At 28.3% G+C, this 18,919-nt stretch carries 20 protein-coding genes and 1 tRNA gene; 12 read left to right on the top strand and 9 right to left on the bottom strand.

Going from position 1 to position 18,919, the window contains the following annotated elements; genetic code table 11:
• Positions 1–123: 123 nt before the first annotated feature.
• Entirely contained in the window at positions 124–846 is a 723-nt protein-coding gene (locus tag MR76_RS02125; protein WP_024072050.1) for an alpha/beta hydrolase, read from the bottom strand.
• Between the two features lie 402 nt (positions 847–1,248).
• Here MR76_RS02125 and MR76_RS02120 point away from each other — a divergent pair, with 402 nt between their 5' ends.
• From MR76_RS02120 to MR76_RS02080, 9 genes are all read left to right on the top strand, one after another.
• Entirely contained in the window at positions 1,249–2,817 is a 1,569-nt protein-coding gene (locus MR76_RS02120) for an aminotransferase class V-fold PLP-dependent enzyme (protein ID WP_024072049.1), read from the top strand.
• 64 nt (positions 2,818–2,881) lie between these two features.
• Positions 2,882–4,117, top strand: a complete 1,236-nt coding sequence (locus MR76_RS02115) for an IscS subfamily cysteine desulfurase (protein WP_024072048.1) — start codon at positions 2,882–2,884, stop codon at positions 4,115–4,117.
• Between the two features lie 37 nt (positions 4,118–4,154).
• Complete coding sequence (iscU, locus tag MR76_RS02110) at positions 4,155–4,568, top strand: Fe-S cluster assembly scaffold IscU (RefSeq protein ID WP_024072047.1); 414 nt, start codon at positions 4,155–4,157, stop codon at positions 4,566–4,568.
• Positions 4,569–4,596: 28 nt separating this feature from the next.
• Positions 4,597–5,028 carry a HesB/IscA family protein gene (locus MR76_RS02105; RefSeq protein ID WP_024072046.1) on the top strand — a complete coding sequence of 144 codons (432 nt, stop codon included), beginning with the start codon at positions 4,597–4,599 and terminating at the stop codon, positions 5,026–5,028.
• On the top strand, positions 4,985–5,458 hold the full coding sequence (hscB, locus tag MR76_RS02100) for a Fe-S protein assembly co-chaperone HscB (RefSeq protein ID WP_235111317.1): 474 nt from the start codon (positions 4,985–4,987) through the stop codon (positions 5,456–5,458). The genes MR76_RS02105 and hscB overlap by 44 nt, the downstream gene beginning before the upstream one ends.
• Entirely contained in the window at positions 5,458–7,314 is a 1,857-nt protein-coding gene (gene hscA, locus MR76_RS02095) for a Fe-S protein assembly chaperone HscA (protein WP_024072044.1), read from the top strand. Before hscB ends, hscA begins: the two co-directional genes overlap by 1 nt.
• 21 nt (positions 7,315–7,335) lie before the next feature.
• The gene (locus MR76_RS02090) at positions 7,336–7,686 is read left to right on the top strand and encodes a ferredoxin family 2Fe-2S iron-sulfur cluster binding protein (RefSeq protein ID WP_024072043.1); all 351 of its coding nucleotides are present in this window, start codon (positions 7,336–7,338) and stop codon (positions 7,684–7,686) included.
• A gap of 17 nt (positions 7,687–7,703) precedes the next feature.
• The gene (locus MR76_RS02085) at positions 7,704–8,768 is read left to right on the top strand and encodes a hypothetical protein (RefSeq protein WP_024072042.1); all 1,065 of its coding nucleotides are present in this window, start codon (positions 7,704–7,706) and stop codon (positions 8,766–8,768) included.
• Complete coding sequence (locus MR76_RS02080) at positions 8,752–9,153, top strand: cytochrome c-type biogenesis protein (protein ID WP_024072041.1); 402 nt, start codon at positions 8,752–8,754, stop codon at positions 9,151–9,153. The genes MR76_RS02085 and MR76_RS02080 overlap by 17 nt, the downstream gene beginning before the upstream one ends.
• A 161-nt stretch (positions 9,154–9,314) precedes the next feature.
• Here the strand turns inward: MR76_RS02080 and ubiG are convergent, their stop codons facing one another.
• On the bottom strand, positions 9,315–10,034 hold the full coding sequence (gene ubiG / locus MR76_RS02075) for a bifunctional 2-polyprenyl-6-hydroxyphenol methylase/3-demethylubiquinol 3-O-methyltransferase UbiG (protein WP_024072040.1): 720 nt from the start codon (positions 10,032–10,034) through the stop codon (positions 9,315–9,317).
• Positions 10,031–10,480 (bottom strand): ribose 5-phosphate isomerase B, encoded by a 450-nt coding sequence (rpiB, locus tag MR76_RS02070; RefSeq protein ID WP_024072039.1) that lies wholly within the window; start codon positions 10,478–10,480, stop codon positions 10,031–10,033. Before rpiB ends, ubiG begins: the two co-directional genes overlap by 4 nt.
• Positions 10,481–10,630: 150 nt before the next feature.
• On the opposite strand from rpiB, the gene MR76_RS02065 reads away from it, so the two are divergent.
• Positions 10,631–10,870 (top strand): hypothetical protein, encoded by a 240-nt coding sequence (locus MR76_RS02065; RefSeq protein ID WP_024072038.1) that lies wholly within the window; start codon positions 10,631–10,633, stop codon positions 10,868–10,870.
• A gap of 1,342 nt (positions 10,871–12,212) precedes the next feature.
• On the opposite strand, the gene mdh is transcribed toward MR76_RS02065, so the two are convergent.
• Together mdh and MR76_RS02055 are read right to left on the bottom strand one after the other, a co-directional pair.
• Positions 12,213–13,154, bottom strand: coding sequence for a malate dehydrogenase (mdh, locus tag MR76_RS02060; RefSeq protein ID WP_024072037.1), 942 nt, complete (start codon positions 13,152–13,154; stop codon positions 12,213–12,215).
• Between the two features lie 75 nt (positions 13,155–13,229).
• Positions 13,230–13,580, bottom strand: a complete 351-nt coding sequence (locus tag MR76_RS02055; protein ID WP_024072036.1) for a dihydroneopterin aldolase — start codon at positions 13,578–13,580, stop codon at positions 13,230–13,232.
• 206 nt (positions 13,581–13,786) lie between these two features.
• Here MR76_RS02055 and MR76_RS02050 point away from each other — a divergent pair, with 206 nt between their 5' ends.
• Positions 13,787–14,377: an RDD family protein gene (locus MR76_RS02050; RefSeq protein ID WP_024072035.1), complete on the top strand. Its 591-nt coding sequence runs from the start codon at positions 13,787–13,789 to the stop codon at positions 14,375–14,377.
• Between the two features lie 734 nt (positions 14,378–15,111).
• On the opposite strand, the gene tsaD is transcribed toward MR76_RS02050, so the two are convergent.
• The 4 genes from tsaD to MR76_RS02030 form a co-directional block, all read right to left on the bottom strand.
• Positions 15,112–16,164: a tRNA (adenosine(37)-N6)-threonylcarbamoyltransferase complex transferase subunit TsaD gene (gene tsaD, locus MR76_RS02045; protein ID WP_024072034.1), complete on the bottom strand. Its 1,053-nt coding sequence runs from the start codon at positions 16,162–16,164 to the stop codon at positions 15,112–15,114.
• Between the two features lie 5 nt (positions 16,165–16,169).
• Positions 16,170–17,153 carry a TAXI family TRAP transporter solute-binding subunit gene (locus tag MR76_RS02040; RefSeq protein WP_024072033.1) on the bottom strand — a complete coding sequence of 328 codons (984 nt, stop codon included), beginning with the start codon at positions 17,151–17,153 and terminating at the stop codon, positions 16,170–16,172.
• Positions 17,153–17,875, bottom strand: coding sequence for a triosephosphate isomerase (locus tag MR76_RS02035; RefSeq protein WP_024072032.1), 723 nt, complete (start codon positions 17,873–17,875; stop codon positions 17,153–17,155). The genes MR76_RS02040 and MR76_RS02035 overlap by 1 nt, the downstream gene beginning before the upstream one ends.
• Before the next feature lie 21 nt (positions 17,876–17,896).
• A tRNA-Thr gene (locus MR76_RS02030) sits at positions 17,897–17,969 on the bottom strand.
• Positions 17,970–18,093: 124 nt separating this feature from the next.
• Between MR76_RS02030 and rsmA the strand changes: the two genes are divergently transcribed.
• The gene (gene rsmA, locus MR76_RS02025; RefSeq protein WP_024072031.1) at positions 18,094–18,882 is read left to right on the top strand and encodes a 16S rRNA (adenine(1518)-N(6)/adenine(1519)-N(6))-dimethyltransferase RsmA; all 789 of its coding nucleotides are present in this window, start codon (positions 18,094–18,096) and stop codon (positions 18,880–18,882) included.
• The last annotated feature ends 37 nt before the right edge of the window (positions 18,883–18,919 follow it).

The following is an 18,919-nucleotide window of genomic DNA, read 5'->3' as shown; positions in this document are numbered from 1 at the left end:
AAACACTAGTGAAACCTTTCTAGAATATAACTTTTCGTTATGAAATCATATGCCCAGAATAATAGAAAACCAATAGATTTCCAGCAGTGATGTAAACTAAAAATAATTCTTAATATTTAATAATTATACTGGATCATCATGCATAACAACACGACGTTGTTTTATTTTCTTATGTATAACCCCTTTTTTACGGCTATCTACAGATTCAGATAAGCGAAACTTTATATAATTATCAACAACTTCATTAAACTTATCCATATGATCACGAAAAAAGTGATCTGCCTTCTCTATAACGTAATATTGCATATATTCACTTTTGATGGAATTACTTAACCTAGCAGCAAGCTGAGATACTACAGCTTCATCAGAAATGCTGTCTTGATCACCTTGAACAATTAATCCAGGCACAGGACAAGGTGATAAAAATGAAAAATCATACTTATTTGCAGGTGGCGATACTGCTATAAATCCTTCAACTTCAGGACGTCTCATCATTAATTGCATAGCAACCCATGCTCCAAAAGAAAACCCAGCAACCCAAAAAGGAGCTGAAGCCACATTATTATTTTGCAACCAATCTGCTGCTGCTGCACCATCACTTAATTCACCTATACCTTTTTCAAAATTACCTGACGATTTACCAACCCCACGAAAATTAATCCTTAAGACAGAGAAGCCATTATTAGCAAATATGTTGTACAAATTGTACACAATTTTATTATCCATATTTCCACCATATTGAGGATGAGGATGAAAAATTAAAGCAAGTGGAGCACCCAACGTTTTATTATGATGATATTTTCCTTCAATTTTACCAACTGCACCGTTAAAAAATATTTCTCTCATGAATTAACTTCCTTAAATAAAAAATGAGTAAATTATAAACCTCAATCAATTTTACCAACTGCACCATTAAAAAATATTTCTCTCATGAATTAACTTCCTTAAATAAAAAATGAGTAAATTATAAAACTCAACCTTACAATAATAAGAAAAAAACTCAATTTTACAAAGTTTTTTATAATGATAGAACAAAATTCTAAGTTATTAACTTATACTAAATTATATAATAAAAACTTACTACGTAAAAAATTAAAATTAACTTTATATATCCTAACTAATAAAAACCTACTTGACATAAGGTATATTAATGATACATTAACAAATTGTTAATTGTTATAAAAAAAATCTTTTATAACAACGTTTCAAAAAAATTGAATAGCTAGGTAAAGACTTGGAAATTTTAATATGTTAATTACAACAAGGCTACGTTACGCTGTTATGTTTATGGTAAAGCTAGCTCACGAATATTATATACTAAAAGGTAGCATTCAACCAAAAAAAATGTCACATATCGCAAATAGCCAATCTCTTTCTGAAGGATACCTTGAACAGGTTATTGTAAAATTAAAAAAGCAAGGATTAATAAACGCTACAAAAGGTCCTGGTGGAGGCTATTCTTTAAGTAAAAGTCCAGATTTAATTACACTTACCCTTATCCTTCAATCTATAGGAGAAAATATAAAAATTACAAGGTGTAAAAATGATCTCATGGGATGCTTATCAAATAATGCCAGATGTATTACCCATAATTTATGGGATAACATAGGCAATCATATAAAAAAATATCTAAATAGCATTTCATTAAAAGATATAGTCAATAATAACTTTAAATCCACAGTAAGCAACAATATCAATCAATACATATATGCAGACTATAATGCAATGTCAACTATATCCCCTGTAGTTAAAAAGCAATTAGATAACCTATCTTCTCTAAATATATATAATCCATCATCAATACATAAATTAGGACAAAATACAAAAAGCATTATAGAAAAAACAAGAGAAATAGCCATTAATCAATTGAACGCTATAAATCATGATGTAATCTTTACTTCATCTGGTACAGAAGCTAATAATTTAGTAATAAATAGTACTCCTGGTTATAAACATTTAATTTCTTCTATAGAACATTTATCTATTATAAATTGTGCTACAAATGCAGAATTGATTCCTGTAGATTCCAATGGTATAGTGTGTTTAGATATACTAAGTGATATTTTACACAAGTTTAAAGATGAAAAAGTTCTTGTGTCAATAATGACTGCAAATAATGAAACTGGAGTTATTCAACCTATAAAAGAAATAGTAGAAATATCACATAAATTTGGTGCAATAGTTCACACAGATGCTATACAAGCATGTGGAAAGATTCATATAGATATTGAAGATTTAGGAGTAGATTTATTAACAATTTCATCACATAAACTTGGAAGTATTGCCGGAACTGGTATACTATTTTTCAATAGTAAAAAAATCAAAATAAAACCTATAATATTAGGTGGACATCAAGAAAAAGGATTTCGTGCAGGTACTGAGAATGTCATATCAATCTATTTATTATCTATATCTTTAAGCAATTTAGAAGGTTCTGTAAGAAAAATGTCTACCATTGAGAAGCTACGTGATAAACTAGAACGTGAAATACTAAATTTAGTACCTGAAGCTCAAATTTTTGGCAGAAATGCACCAAGGTTACCAAATACTACATGTATTTCAATGCCAAACGTAAATAGCGAAATACAAACAATAAGTTTTGATATTGATAATATTGCAGTTGGTAGTGGATCTGCTTGTTCTTCTGGGGCATTAGAACGTTCTCATGTATTAGCTGCAATGGGAGTAGATGACAATATAGCTAAAAATTCAATCAGAATTAGTCTTAGTCATGATGCAACAGACACTCAGGTAACAAAAATAGTCAATTGCTGGTACAAAATATATCAGAATAATCAATTACTAAAATTAAATTAGGTAAAGTAATGCAAAAATTAGAAGATTATTATATCATTAATATTATCAGTGATAGGTTATAAACATGGAAAAAGCAGGACAACAACATATTAAGTTACCTATATTTCTTGACTATCAATCTACAACAAGAACAGATGATAGGGTATTGGAAGCTATGATACCCTATTTCAAACAATTTTCTAATCCTCATTCACGCAGTCACTCTTTTGGATGGAAAGCTGAATCAGCTGTTGAATTAGCTAGAGAAAGAGTTGCATCTTTAATAAATGCTGAAGCTAAAGAGATAATATTTACTTCAGGAGCAACAGAATCAAATAATTTAGCAATCAAAGGAGTAGCAAACTTCTATAAAAATAAAGGAAATCATATAATTACAGTACGTACAGAACATAAATGTGTTTTAGATTCATGTCGCCACTTAGAGACAGAAGGATTCCATGTTACTTACTTAGATGTACAAAAAAACGGTATCTTAAACTTAGACTTACTAAAATCAGCTATAACCAATAAAACAATATTAGTATCAGTAATGATGGTAAATAATGAAATTGGGGTTATTCAACCAATTGAAGAAATAGGAAGAATTTGCCATGAACATGGAATATTTTTTCATACTGATGCAGCTCAAGCTTTTGGGAAAATACCAATAGATGTTAATAAAATGAACATTGATCTCTTGAGTATATCAGGACATAAAATATATGCTCCAATGGGTATAGGAGCACTATACGTACGTAAACGTCAACCACGAGTACGACTTACTACCATGATCAACGGAGGTGGGCAAGAACGCGGTATGAGATCAGGAACAATACCTACTCCATTAGCTGTAGGGTTAGGAGAAGCAGCACATATAGCTCAAGAAGTAATGGAAGAAGAGAATATTAGAATAAGAGAATTGCGTGATATTTTATACAATGAAATAAAAAAACATTTATCATATGTTGTATTAAATGGTGATTATGAACAACGCATAGCAGGAAATTTAAATTTAAGTTTCCCCTATGTTGAAGGAGAATCTACTATCATGGCAATTAATAATCTTGCAGTAAGTTCAGGTTCTGCTTGTACTTCGGCTTCTCTAGAACCATCTTACGTTTTACGTGCTTTAAACATCGATAAAGATTTAGAACATTCATCGATTAGATTTGGTATAGGTAGATTTACTACAAAAGAAGAAATTTTATATGCTGCAGAACTTATTGTTAACAGTATAAAAAAACTACGTGAGATGAGCCCATTATGGGAAATGGTTCAAGAAGGTATAGATCTTAATAATATCAAATGGGACGCACACTGATTTTGTTATTATATTTTTACAATTATGAGGTAATGTTATGAGTTATAGTGAATCTCTTCTAGAGTATTATAAAAACCCTAAAAATGTTGGTACTTTATCTAAAGAAGATTATAATGTTGGAACTGGATTAGTAGGAGCTCCAAGTTGTGGAGATGTAATGAAACTACAAATAAAAGTAGATGATAACGGGAGAATTATTGATGCAAAATTCAAAACTTTCGGATGTGGAGCTGCAATTGCAGCAAGTTCTTTAGCAACAGAATTAATAAAAGGTAAGACAATAGACGAAGCACAACAGCTAAAAAATACCGTATTAGTAAAAGAATTAAGCTTGCCTCCAGTAAAAATACACTGTTCTTTACTTGCAGAGGATGCTGTAAAAGCTGCTATAAACGATTATAATATGAAGCAAGCAAATAAAAAAGATAAGCTTTCGTCTCTAAGTGAGTAGATATAAAGTATTAAAGTAAGGTTTCGATATGAACAATGAAACTTCTGTATCTTACAACAATGAAAACAATTCATGTAATTCACAGATCAGGTATTATATAAATAGTAAGATAGCAAGCAACTCACCCATTATTATTACAGAACATGCTATAAAAAAAATAAGAGAGCTTATAAAACAAAAAGAAGGTACTGCTATTGGAATTAGGATTATGGTAAAACAAAAAGGATGTTTTGGATTTAAATATAACATTGAATATGCATATGATATCAAATTATTAGATGTAGAAATTAAAGCAGAATATCAAAATGAGAGTTTTACAATATTAATTGATCCAAAGGCAATGATGTTTATTAATGGAACAGAAATGGACCATGTAGAAAATAAAATATCTTCAGGTTTTATATTTAAAAATCCTAATGAAAAGGGAAGATGTGGATGTGGAGAAAGTTTCTATGTATAAAGATTATTTTTCACTATTTAAATTAAAACCACAATTTTCTATCAATATGCAAATACTAGAACAGAATTATATAGCATTACAAAGTAAATATCACCCAGATTTATTTTCTTTGAAGTTAGAGAAAAAATTAGCATTAGATAACATAGCAGAAATAAACAAAGCATACCAAATTTTAAAATCCTATATAAAAAGAGCAGAATACTTATTGGAAATTAAGGGAATTACTACCAGCAAAAACGATATAAATCATATAGTAGAAGAAATATTTAAGATACAGGAGTCAAGTAATATTGATATTCAGAGCCAAATTTTATTATCTACTAAAGCTATGGAAGATGCTTTTACCATAGAAGATTTTAATGAAGCTGCAAAACAGGTAATGAGATTAAAATATCTTAAGAAAATTCAAGAGGATAGGAGTATTATTTAATGCAATTAATTAATATAACAGACCCAAAGACCAATAAAAATACATTAGCATTTGGAATAGATTTAGGAACTACTAATTCTTTAATATCTATGGTTGATAGTGAAGGTAAAGTTATTATATTTTCAGATGACAATGGTAAATCCCTCATCCCTTCGACAGTAAGTTATACTGACAACCAAATACAGGTAGGAAAAACCCATTCCAATCAAACCATTTCTTCAGTAAAAAGATTAATGGGGAAATCAATTAAAGACATTAATAAATTATCTTCAGAGCTACCATTTCATATAACTGATAAAGGTGATAATAATATATATATAAATAAGCAGGATGGTACATGTGTTACACCAGTTGAAGTATCAGCGGAAATTCTTAAACAATTATGTAAAATTGTAAAAAATAGTAGTAACTTAGAGGTAAAAAAAGTAGTTATAACAGTTCCTGCATATTTTGATGAAGCAGCAAGAAAAGCTACAAAAGATGCAGCACGTCTTGCAAATCTTGAAGTATTACGCCTTTTAAATGAACCTACTGCAGCAGCATTAGCATATGGCATAGGAAAACCAGAATATGAAAATAATATATATATGATATATGATTTAGGAGGTGGAACATTTGATGTTTCAATCCTAAAGTTACACAAAGGAGTATTTCAAGTATTAGCAACTGGTGGAGATACGAATTTAGGAGGTGATGATATAGATTACCTGTTTGCAAAATTTATATATAATAAATATCAACAAGTGGAAAGTATAAATGATATAGTACTCAATAAAGAATTACTAAATAATTTAATTCCAGACATAAAATATGCAAAAGAATACTTAAGTCAACATCATATTGGAAGTTTTAATTTTAAAATTTATGACAAAAACTTTTCTTGTAAAGTAAGTAGAGATGAATTACAAGGTATAGTATCAGATTTATTAAATCAGACCTTAAGTATTACAACTTCAACAATTAATAGTATAGGACTAAATCTAAGTAATATTGCAAAAGTAATACTAGTAGGTGGCAGTACAAAAATGCCTATTATTAAAAACATGCTAAACAATATATTTTACAACAAAGTATTTTGCGATGTAGATCCTGAAAAAATAGTAGCAGTTGGAGCTGCATTACAAGCTCATTACTTATCCAACCCACACATAAAAAATAAAAATGTCTTAATAGATGCTCTACCGCTTTCGCTAGGTATAGAAACAATAGGTGGTATTGTAGAGAAAATCATTCCACGAAATACACCTATACCTACATCTGCAACACAAGAATTCACTACTTACGTTGATGGACAAAGCTCTATACAAATACATGTCTGTCAAGGAGAACGAGAAATGATAGAACATAATAAGTCTTTAGCAAAATTTGAACTCAAAGGGATACCACCATTACCTGCAGGTGCTGCAAAAATTATAGTAGAATTTAAAGTTGATATGGATGGATTATTAATTGTTTCAGCACAAGAAAAATCTACAGGAATAAAACAATCTGTCAGCATAAACTATACATGTGAATTAGACAAGGAAGAAGTAGAAAATAATATTATGGCTTCTATTGACAACTTCGATCATGATATGCATATACGCTCAATAGCTGAGCAAAAAATCGAAGGACAAAGAATTATTACACTTATCAAAAATGCATTAATTGAAGATAAAAACTTAATATCAGAATCAGAATTTAATACAATCAATAGTACTATTGCAGAAGCTGAAGAAATATTACTAAATGATAAAACTGATAAAATTAGAGATGTCATAAACAATATTGAGAAACAAGCATATAATTTTATAAAAAAACGAATGGATTTTTATTTAAACAAATCCATTGATAACTGTAATATTAGTAATAAATAGACATATATATGGAGGTGTGTTGTGCCATTAATAACATTTATTTCACCAGATGGAAGCAGAAAAACATATGAAGCTTACGATGGAGAAACTTTATTAAGTTTAGCACATAGAAATAATGTGGATTTAGAAGGTGCATGTGAAGGTTCTTTAGCATGCTCTACTTGTCATGTAATAATCGAACCAAACTGGTATAATGTAGTTGAACAACATAACGAGATCTCTGATGAAGAAAATGATATGCTTGATTTAGCATTCGGACTAACAGATACTTCACGTCTTGGATGCCAAATTATTCTAACAAAAGAACTTGATGGATTATGTGTAATTTTACCTACCGAAACCCGTAATATATCTTTTGTAAAAAACAGTTAATCAAGTTATAAAAAACAATGAAGTATTTTAATAAAAAATTAATTGTAATATCATCAGTCGTTGTTGCATCAATTTCATCTTTATATGTAGGTGTTTGGCTTGTTATTGCAACTCATGTAAAGGCAACTTTATCAAAATCTTTGGTACATATCCATGCAACACCTAATAATGATATACACATTACAAATTTTCCTTTCATTCCAAAAATACATATATCAAACTTACAGATAAACTCATTTTCATTAAACATACTTATTCCATCATTACTATTAAAGTATCACTTACTAAGCAACACATTAGAATTTTTAGGTGCAGATAATACTACATTAAAATTTGAAAATTCAATGAGAATCACAAAGAATAATCAGCCTAATATATCAATATGTAGCCTGAATAAATCTAAATTATTAGTTAAACCATCTAAAAATCTATTGTTTTTATTATTAGACAATAAAAATGAGAAAAAAGCATATTTCACATCCATGATATATGAAGACAATGGCATAACATGCAATGATAATGCTATTACAAAGAAGAATCTATTACATATAGAAACTGATGAACATAAATCTTTAGATAATTTATTAACAACACTACAATATAAAATAAATGCCAGTGCCACCGATAATGCAGATACTAATATCAATGTAAAAGATGCAATAGTGACATTAAGTATGTCAGATACTGAATTTAAAGAAATAAGTACTATCATAGATAATATAGTGTTAGCATTCAAAAACTCATTAATTTCAATTTATGGGAAATTATCATTCCCATTATCTCTAGATAGTAAGATTAATAATGAAAAATTAACAATAGAAATGAGCAGTTATAAAGGTATCATAAAACAACTAGTAGAGATATTTCATGCTCAGTCACATTATAAAGATAAAATAGTTGATGCTTTACAAGATTATATATATGTAATTTCCGAAAAAAAAGACAATGGTAATATTACATTATCAATAAATGAGGTAACAAATCCTTTTAATATTTTTATTGGAAAAGTTCCTTATGAGGAATTTATAAAAAAAATACAAACCATTATAAATACTATCGACAACCGTGAAAATAAAAAGTAATTTAATATTTATTATTATATTAATACTACCATTTTCTTCTGTTTACTCTTTTTCAATAGATGAGAAACTAATCAATAATAAAATGGAATTACGTGCAATTAATCTATTTAAAATAGTAAGATGCTTAATTTGTTCTGGTGAATCTATTTATGAATCGCAATCACAATTAGCTTATGATATGCGTTCAATGATACGTAATAAGATTCAAAATGGTTACGATGATAATCAGATAATTACTGAATTACGAAATTATTATGGAAATCAAATAACTATTATACCACCATATAACCCATATACTTACTTGTTATGGATATTACCTACTCTTACCTTTGGAATAGGAATAATTATAATAATGAAACTCATCCATAATAAAAACTATAGGTAAATTCAAACAGTTATAGCTTATTATTAAATTAGATACCCAAGAATAATCTGATAATCCAATAATATTAAAATCTATTAACTAATATATTAGAATTATATACTACCTCTCCACATCAACTGACAAAATTCAATCTAATTACTTATTGTAATTTTTATGAATATCTAAACCTTTTGCGCAGTTAAAATATAATTTACAGAAATATCATTAGATAATATCCAATTTCTCCTTATTACATCAAAATTTATTCCCATGATGTCTTTTATAAATATACCATTAGGTAAAAATAAATTTGCGATTTCTGAAGGTTTAACAAATCTATTCCATTGATGAGTATTACGCGGAACAAAATTAAAAATATATTCAGCACATATTATCGCATATAATAAAGATTTCATAGTTCTATTTAATGTAGATAGAAATATTATCCCATTATCACTTAATACATTGTTTATAGCATTTATAAAAACTGATAAATTGTCAACATGCTCAACTACTTCCATAACAGTTATAATGTCATATTTTTCCTTATTATTAATTAAGGATTCTATATCCATGCAGCAATAATTTAAATTACATAAATCACGTTCCAAAGCATGCGCCTTAGCGATACCAATACTTTCTTCGCTAGCATCTATACCAAGAACTTTCATACCAAAACGGGCCATAGATTCTGATAATAACCCACCTCCACAACCAATATCAAGAACTGACAATGATTTAAAATCTGCCTCAGGCACAACCCTATTCATGTAATCAACAATATACTTCATCCTTAAAGGATGTATTTTATGCAAAGCCCTGAATGGACCACTCTCATCCCACCATTTATCAGCTATCTTCGAAAATTTTGATAACTCATCTTGGTCAATTGTTTTATTCATAAACAATTATCTATTTTTGCTATTCTTTGTACATGTCTTCCTTCAGAAAATTTTGTAGTAAGAAATTTATAAACTATAGACTGAGCTTCTTCATAATTAATATACCTAGCCGCAAGACACAGTATATTGGCATTGTTATGTTCACGTGCTAACTTAGCTACTTCCACATTATAGCACAAAGCTGCTCTAATTTTCTTATGACGATTTGCTACAATACTCATTCCAATACCTGTACCACATATTAAAATACCAAACCCTAAAGTGTTGTTAATAACACAATTTACAACATTTTGTACATAATCTGGATAATCTACAGCAACACTAGACTCCACGCAACCATAATCCTCTACTATATAACCCAAGCCATCTAAATATAATTTAATAACCAACCTTAACTCTATTCCAGCATGATCAGAAGAAATAAAAACTTTCTGCATAGTTAACATAATTCAACATGATTTAATATCTATATGAAATAGGATGAAAAGTCAATATCATAAACACAATCACAACTTAAACGTTATAATTTCTCTTTACAAGTTCAAGAGAATGGTGTAGAGACTTACCAGTAGATTTTAAATAATTTTGTTTAGGACATGAGTAAAGGGAAAGAAGATTCAGAGAACATTATAAAATGCACTTTATGTTATTTAAATAATATTAAATCTTATACATCTGCTTCTAAAAAGAACATAATAGATGCTTTTGAATCTGGGTTAATTACAGAAGATCAATTTGCTTATATGATATATCATGTAACAAAATTCATAAAAAAAATTGAAATATATGAAAATGTATTTCTAGAAATATACAACAATTATGTTATATGTAAGTAGTATTACTTATCTTTATTGATGTACTAAATTTATTAGCCTTTTTTCTATTGTAGGTAGTATTTAATATAGTAATATTTTTCTACTATCTTATTTTTTTCTCTTACAATATTTGTATTTCTGTTTTTTTTATTTAGAGAAGAATTAATAGTTAATAATACAATTTTCATTTAATTACTTAGCAAAAAGGTAGTAAATGTCTTATGAAATTTCTAAAATTCAATCATTAATATATTTCTGATATATTATCAATTACAAAATACAAATGTTTTTACAATCTGTTTACGTAACAGTGAGATATATAATGAATTTATAAGTAAAGGTTTTTAAAGTTGCATCGCATATACTAATGGTTTTGGGAAGAATTGGTAATATGTAAAATACCTCATAGAAATTTTTGACCTACATTAAATTATAATGATATCACCTTTTAAGCTTTACTATTAGAATAGTTACTGCTTAAAAGATAAAATTGATATATAAATTAAGAGCAACACGTTATTCTCTACTTTTAAAAAACTTCACATTTTGTCAAACACAACTTCCTATAGACCATTACATTATACTTAAAAAGACCTATAAAATCACCTCTTTTATATATTAATTAAATCTTCTATTCTAAAACATAATTAAATTTTTATTCCAGATACATACATAATAACATTCATAAATTTTCTTTTAGAAACATAGTACATACAAATACAATTTTGAAAATCTTTAAATAAATTATCGATTTTGACCAGTTACAATGATATAAGCGCCTTGTTTGTAGAAATTAGAACTCAATCTACTACACCATTCATTATCTAAATACGAGTTGTTTATCCAATAGTTAATACTAACATATGTATGTAAAAAAGATCTCAATACAGTATTTCATAACTTAACTCGCCTTTGACCTAATTTCTTAGCTATTTCACATCTTACATTATACTGTAAGCTACTTGTAACCTTAGTTGATAATATACTCATGAAAAATATTCATACTAGCTTTCTGTTTTTTTTGGAAGTTTATAACAACTTTTTGTAGAAATTTTTCTAAAATTCTTAATAATTCATTTTTAATATGACAATATTATTTCTTTTGTAAGGCCTAATTTCTTACTTTTACTCCATATGCAAAGTAGGTAAAAAAGTACTAATATATTAAAATAACAAATCTATTAGCACGTATATTAATCTAATTTAGCAGCAAACACTATAAAATTAACAATAGTACAATAATAAATAGTACTACCTATAATCTTGAATAATAAAAGATATAATTATTATTCAAGACACAGGTATAGTTAGAAATAACTAAAATTTTCAAATTTAGATTAAGATAAAAGTCCGATAACAAACATTAAATATTACTCACTAGCTTCTTAATTAACATAACAGAATTATTAAACACATTATTTTCCTCTTCAGTCAGTTGCAGCTCTATTATTTTTTCTACGCCATTTTTGCCAATAATTACAGGCACACCCACAAATAAATCATAGATTCCATATTCCCCTTTTAAATAAACGGAACAAGATAATATTAACCTTCTATCGTTTAAATAAGAATCAATCATTAACAAAGCAGATTCAGCAGGAGCATAATAAGCTGAACCTGTTTTTAACAAACTGACTACTTCTTCACCACCTTTTCTAGTCCTTTCTATAATTTCATCAACTTTACCTTGTGTAATCAAATTGGTTTTTATTAAATCAGCGATAGATATTCCACCAACTGATGAGTATTTTACTAAAGGAAGCATTAGATCTCCATGACCACCTAATACTAGAGAATTCACACTATCCACTGATACATTCAATTCTTTTGCAACAAAATAAGAGAACCTTGCTGCATCAAGTATCCCAGCCATACCAACAACCATATTACTTGGCAAATTTGAATACTTATACATAGCTAAAACCATTACATCAAGTGGATTAGTAACTACAACAACAAATGCATTAGGAGCATATTTAGCAATATTTTCTGCTACTTCTTTTATAACATTAACATTAGTACTAATTAAATCATCACGACTCATGCCGGGCTTTCTAGCTATCCCAGCAGTAACAACAATTGCATCAGCACCTTCAATATCAGCATAACTGCTAGCACCTAATATTTCTCCATTATACCCTCCTATTGCTGAAGATTCAGCCATATCGAGTGCCTTCCCTTTAGCTACACCATCATTAATATCTAATAAAACTACATCTCCCAAATTTTTTAACCTAGCTAAATATGCTACCATACCTCCAATATTACCTGCACCAATAAGAGCAATTTTTTTACGCTTAATCATATCCCCCTCTATGCTTCAATCACACTTAATGAAGTTTACATAATTATAAAATATATAACAATATTTAATACTGAACTAGCTATCACTTTCTGTAGATTCCAATATAATACTAATATTACTATCTGTTCCACAAGCACAAGATTTGCATAGTTTTAAATAACAGTGATAAATTTTTTCATCTGCCATAATATAAGCCAGTAAATCTGATGCCATTGTTTCTAATAATAAAAAACGACGTGAACTAACAAAATTAACCAAGTTATTGATAAATATACTGTAATCAACAGTATCATTAATATCATATATAGAATCAGAAGAGCGAAGAGTTAAGTCACAATCTATTACTATTTTTTGTCTTATAACTTTTTCCCAGCAACGTATCCCTACATAAGAATAGGCTGTCAACCCATGAATTTGTATTTTCATCTATATTAAATGTGTAATAGATAAATAAAAATTGTAAAGGCGAGGATATATTACTATTAACAGAAATTCAACAAAAATACCTAACAAATTCTTACTTTATTATAAATTTTTTCGACATTAGACTCATAACTTTTTACAAAATACTATTGTATTTAATTTTATATAGTATAAATATCAATGTTGAAATAATTGGAAATAATGTAAAAATGTTTTTATATAGTTACTTGCCTTTTTTAAAAAAAAATAAACAAGATCAAGATGATAATAAACTTTGCTATTCAGGAGGAATAAGGAGATTTAGTAGCATATTAATAGACCTGACTATTTTAATATTTATACTACAAATTATACATAATGTATATTCTTATTTCTTTATGTATGAGCAAACAGATAATACTGTAATAAAAATTATAGAAAAATATAAAATGAGTGCACCATTAACTGAACAAGAAGAACAAATTAAAAATAGATATGTATATAAAGCCATTTGTGGACAAATTATTCAAATCATTGCACTTTACATATATGCCACGTATAGCTGGGTTAAATTTTCTGCAACATTAGGAAAATTTTTGACAGGGTTAAGAGTTGTTGATGCTACAACTTTGCAAAAAATAACACTATCTCAATCAACTAAACGTATTTTTGGATCTATTGTTTCTTCTCTACCGTTATGCTTGGGAATATTATGGTGTAATTTCAATAAACGCAAACAAACATGGCATGATAAAATAGCAAACACCGTCGTAGTAACTAATAAAAGCTTAAAAAAGTATCATAATAACCATAATTCATGATTATTATTAAAAATAAAGAAAGCATATTATTAAAATAAGTATTTTAAAATATATATATAATGTAATTTTTAGTACTTTCACGTGTTCCTACTGAAAATTCGAATTTAGATTTTTCAGTATATATATGACTCTTAGTAATCAGTACATTCTTCCCAGCGTATTTAAACACTGTAATAATATAAAAAAATTTTAATAGTTCAACTCTGATGCAATTTCTTTATTGTTTATCTATATCATGTTTATATAGTACTTAAGATATTATCCATTTATCTCATAACATCACAAGACTAATTTACTGGAGAACATACACCAATACCTGTTAGCTAGTATTTTTTTATTACAAATCAAATCATAATATCGAATAAACCAAAAAATATCACCATAACTATTCAATAGCTTTAACTAAACACTTTCTACACACAAAATATCTAAATATATATCAAGTATATACTGCATAATATTATAAAATTTTAGTCTAAATATAAAGATATGCTTTCTAAAGAATTGCTAAGTAAAGCATAAAATTTAATTATAACTTAAGCAATAACGCTAATACAATTATTAATGCATAATTATTATAAGAATGCTAAAAATTCATACTCTTTTTTAGCATACTAAACCTTTTACTTTTAAAGTAAAATCTAAACTGATGCTTTAAAAGCTCCTGCTATACAAGATATATCAAAATTGTAATTATCAATGCAGTCATTATTATGATAATAGCAAAAAGTTAGTTACTTCTTTGATAGACTAAATTTTAAATTCTCTAAAGGCCATCTTGCTTTTGGAGCAAAATCTAAATTTGAAATATAACCTTTTGCTAAATTTTCAATACCAGCCCATCCTATCATAATTCCATTATCAGTACACAATTTACTCGGAGGATATAACACTTCAAAATTATTATCATCTGCACACATCAATATACGACTACGTAATAATTTATTAGCTGCAACACCACCAGTAACTACTAACTTATGAATTCTCTGATCCATAGCCTTCGACATTACAATTGCATTATTAATTCTATTTACTAATATATCACCAACACAATCTTGAAAAGATGCTGAAATATCACATACGAATTTATGATTTATACATTCCTGATTTGCAATAATATTTCTTACAGCAGTTTTAAGACCAGAAAATGAAAAATCACACCCAGAACGATTAGTTAATGCTCGTGGTAAAATAAAGTTTCTACCATCACCAGACAAAGACTTTTCTTCAATAATTGGTCCTCCAGGATATCCAAGATTTAACATCCTTGCTACTTTATCAAACACCTCTCCCAAAGAATCATCTAAAGAAGAACCTAACTTATAATAACATCCTACATCATAAGCCACCAAAAATTGACAATGTCCTCCAGATATCACTAATAATAGAAATGGAAAATCAATTTCGCAAAACATACGAATAATTAAAGCATGAGCTTCTAAATGATTGATTTCAATAATAGGTTTACCAGTAACACTAGCAATTGCTTTAGCCATCATTACACCAACTATCAATCCACCAATAAGTCCTGGACCAGCAGTAACAGCAATAGCATCGATATTACTTAAAGAAACTTGTGATTCTTCTATACAGTTAACAATTAAACCATATAAATAGTTAATATGAGCACGAGAAGCAATTTCTGGAACAACTCCACCATATACTGAATGCTCTTGCTGCGAAAGAATTTTATGCGATAAAACCTCTTTATTGTTATTTACAATAGCAACAGCAGTCTCATCACAACTTGTTTCTATACCAAGTACTATTTTTACTGATTTATTCACACTTTTTATTCTATAGCCCCAATTTCCTTATAATAACGCTTAGCACCATCATGCATAGGAGTAATATCTGATTTCGCCATATCTTGCAGAGTAAGAGTTTTTAAAGCTCCAGTAATACCACGCAGCTCTCGTAAATGAGTTACTATAGATTTTACTATCTTATATGCTAAATCGTCACTTAATTCTGTAGTTGTAACTAGCGATGCCTTTACTGATACAGTCTGTATATCTGATGGATTGTTATATAATTTACCATTGATAATATCCCTTTGATAATAAGGATACTTAGCATGTAAATCTGCTATTAATTTATCATCCAAAGGAATAAATGTTATATCACAAGTCGCAGATGCTTCCTGAATAGAGGCATTAGGATGCCCGATTACATCTACCATTACATCAATTTTATTATCACATAAAGCTTGCGCCTGTTCTGACGATTTTAATTCTGCCATAACAGAAAAATCCCTTCTAGTCCAACCTTTTTCCTTTAATAGCTTTGACATTGCTACTCTTACACCAGTACCAGGACTACCAATATTCACTCTTTTGCCTTTTATATCATCAATCACTGATATACCAGAGTCCTTTCTAACAACAATAGTAATGTATTCCCTATGTAAAGATGCTAATATTCTTAAATTATCCATCGGAGGCATCTTCTCATAAAATCCTAGTCCATTATAAGCATAGTACTCTAAATCTGATTGAACAATACCTACATCCATATTTGAATAACGTATAGAATTCAGGTTATATACACTTCCAGTAGTAGAAGAAATAGAACAAATTACCTTACTATCATCTTTACCATAATCAGTTGTCATTAATCTACAGATACTACCCCCTATTGGATAATATACTCCTGTCATAGAACCAGTACCAATCAAGATATATTGTTTGTCTAAACTACCTGCCTCTGGTGAGGCAATTGCATTATTAAAAAGCATACTAATAATAAATGAACATATAACCAACATTTTTTTCATTAGCTTTGCCTCACATTTATAGCACCATATATTATATTACAAAAACTATCTAATCTTAAACTCGCACCACCAACCAATACACCAGATAATTGGTTTATACCAATCACATCTTTTATATTATTTTGACTTACTGCACCACCGTATATAATGTCAGATGTACTGTCATATGACCTAATAATATTTAAAGATTCAATTATCATATCAATAGAAGGTATACTATTGCTTCCTATCGCCCATACAGGCTCATACGCAATAATGAATTTGCCATGCTTGGGAAAAGAATTATAACATTGATTTAACAAAGCATCTCTTAGCATAGCACTTTCCCTATCCAACAAAGTTTCTCCAATACAAATGATTGGTATCAATCCTGCATTAATTGCAGCATTTGCTTTTAACTGTACACAATGATCAGATTCATGAAACATGTTTCTTCTTTCAGAGTGACCTACTATTACATAACTACATCCACAGCTATATAACATCTTAGCACTAACTTCTCCTGTATATTTTCCCTCAGCTTCATAAAAACAATTCTGTGCACCAAGTTTTATATTAGGAATACAATCAACTATCTTAGACAATGCAATAAAAGGCGGACATACTACTATCTCCACATCAGCTTTTACATTAATTAGGTTAGCACTTAATTCTTTTGTAAAAGAGGAAAAGGTAAGAAAGTCACCATACATCTTCCAATTAGCAACGATGAGCAATGACATAAAAAATTACTATAAAATGTGTGCCGGCTATAAGACTTGAACTCATAACCCTCTGATTACAAATCAGATGCTCTACCAATTGAGCTAAGCCGGCTAGAATTCCACATAATTTTATATGATATAATATTATAAAGTCAATACCTAGAAATCATATTTTTATCTAATTATATTATTTTGCATGTATAATAAGCATAATTTATCATTACATCATTTTAATTATGCATAATCTTAACAAGATAAATCCTAAAAAAGAATTAAGCCAATGTTTTATTTCTTCAACTAACATTACAGACAAGATAGTTAATTATGCTGGAAATATTAGCGATTATTCAATAATAGAAATCGGTCCAGGACTCGGTACAATGACTTATTCTATATTAAACCAAAATCCAAAGAAATTAATTTCTATCGAAAAAGACAGTAGATTATTACCAATACATGAGAAAATAGTTAAAGAATATCAAGGAAAATATGAATTTATATTGTCAGATGCACTGAATATTGATTTACGGAATATAGTTGAACCTCCAGTAAAAGTCATAGCAAATTTACCTTACCATATCGCAACTCCTTTATTGATAAAATGGACAGATTATATTAATTTTTTTACTAGTTTTACATTAATGTTTCAAAAAGAAGTAGCAGATCGTATAGTAGCACAACCAAATAGCAAAAGCTATGGGATCCTATCTATACTTATTCAGTTGTTATCTAATACATATAAAATGGAAGATTTTGGACCAGAAATATTTTCACCTCAACCTAAAGTCATGTCATCTGTAATCAATATAATTGTATTATCAGAACCTAGATTTCATGTAAATCACAATAAATTATTTCAAGTATTAAAAACAACATTTAGTGAACGCCGTAAAATGATACGCTCTACACTAAAAAAACTTACTCATAATGCAGATGAAATTCTACAATCTCTTAATATTGCTAATAATTTACGCCCTGAAAATTTATCAATAGAACAATTTTGTAAAATTGCAAGTTATATATAATTGGTACTACCTATATTATATCTATTAGATAGGAAAT

Origin of the sequence: Ehrlichia muris AS145 (assembly GCF_000508225.1) — a bacterium.
GTDB classification, from domain to species: Bacteria; Pseudomonadota; Alphaproteobacteria; order Rickettsiales; family Anaplasmataceae; genus Ehrlichia; species Ehrlichia muris.
Note: the sequence above shows the minus strand (reverse complement) of the source record. Positions and strands in the feature narration are given on the sequence as shown.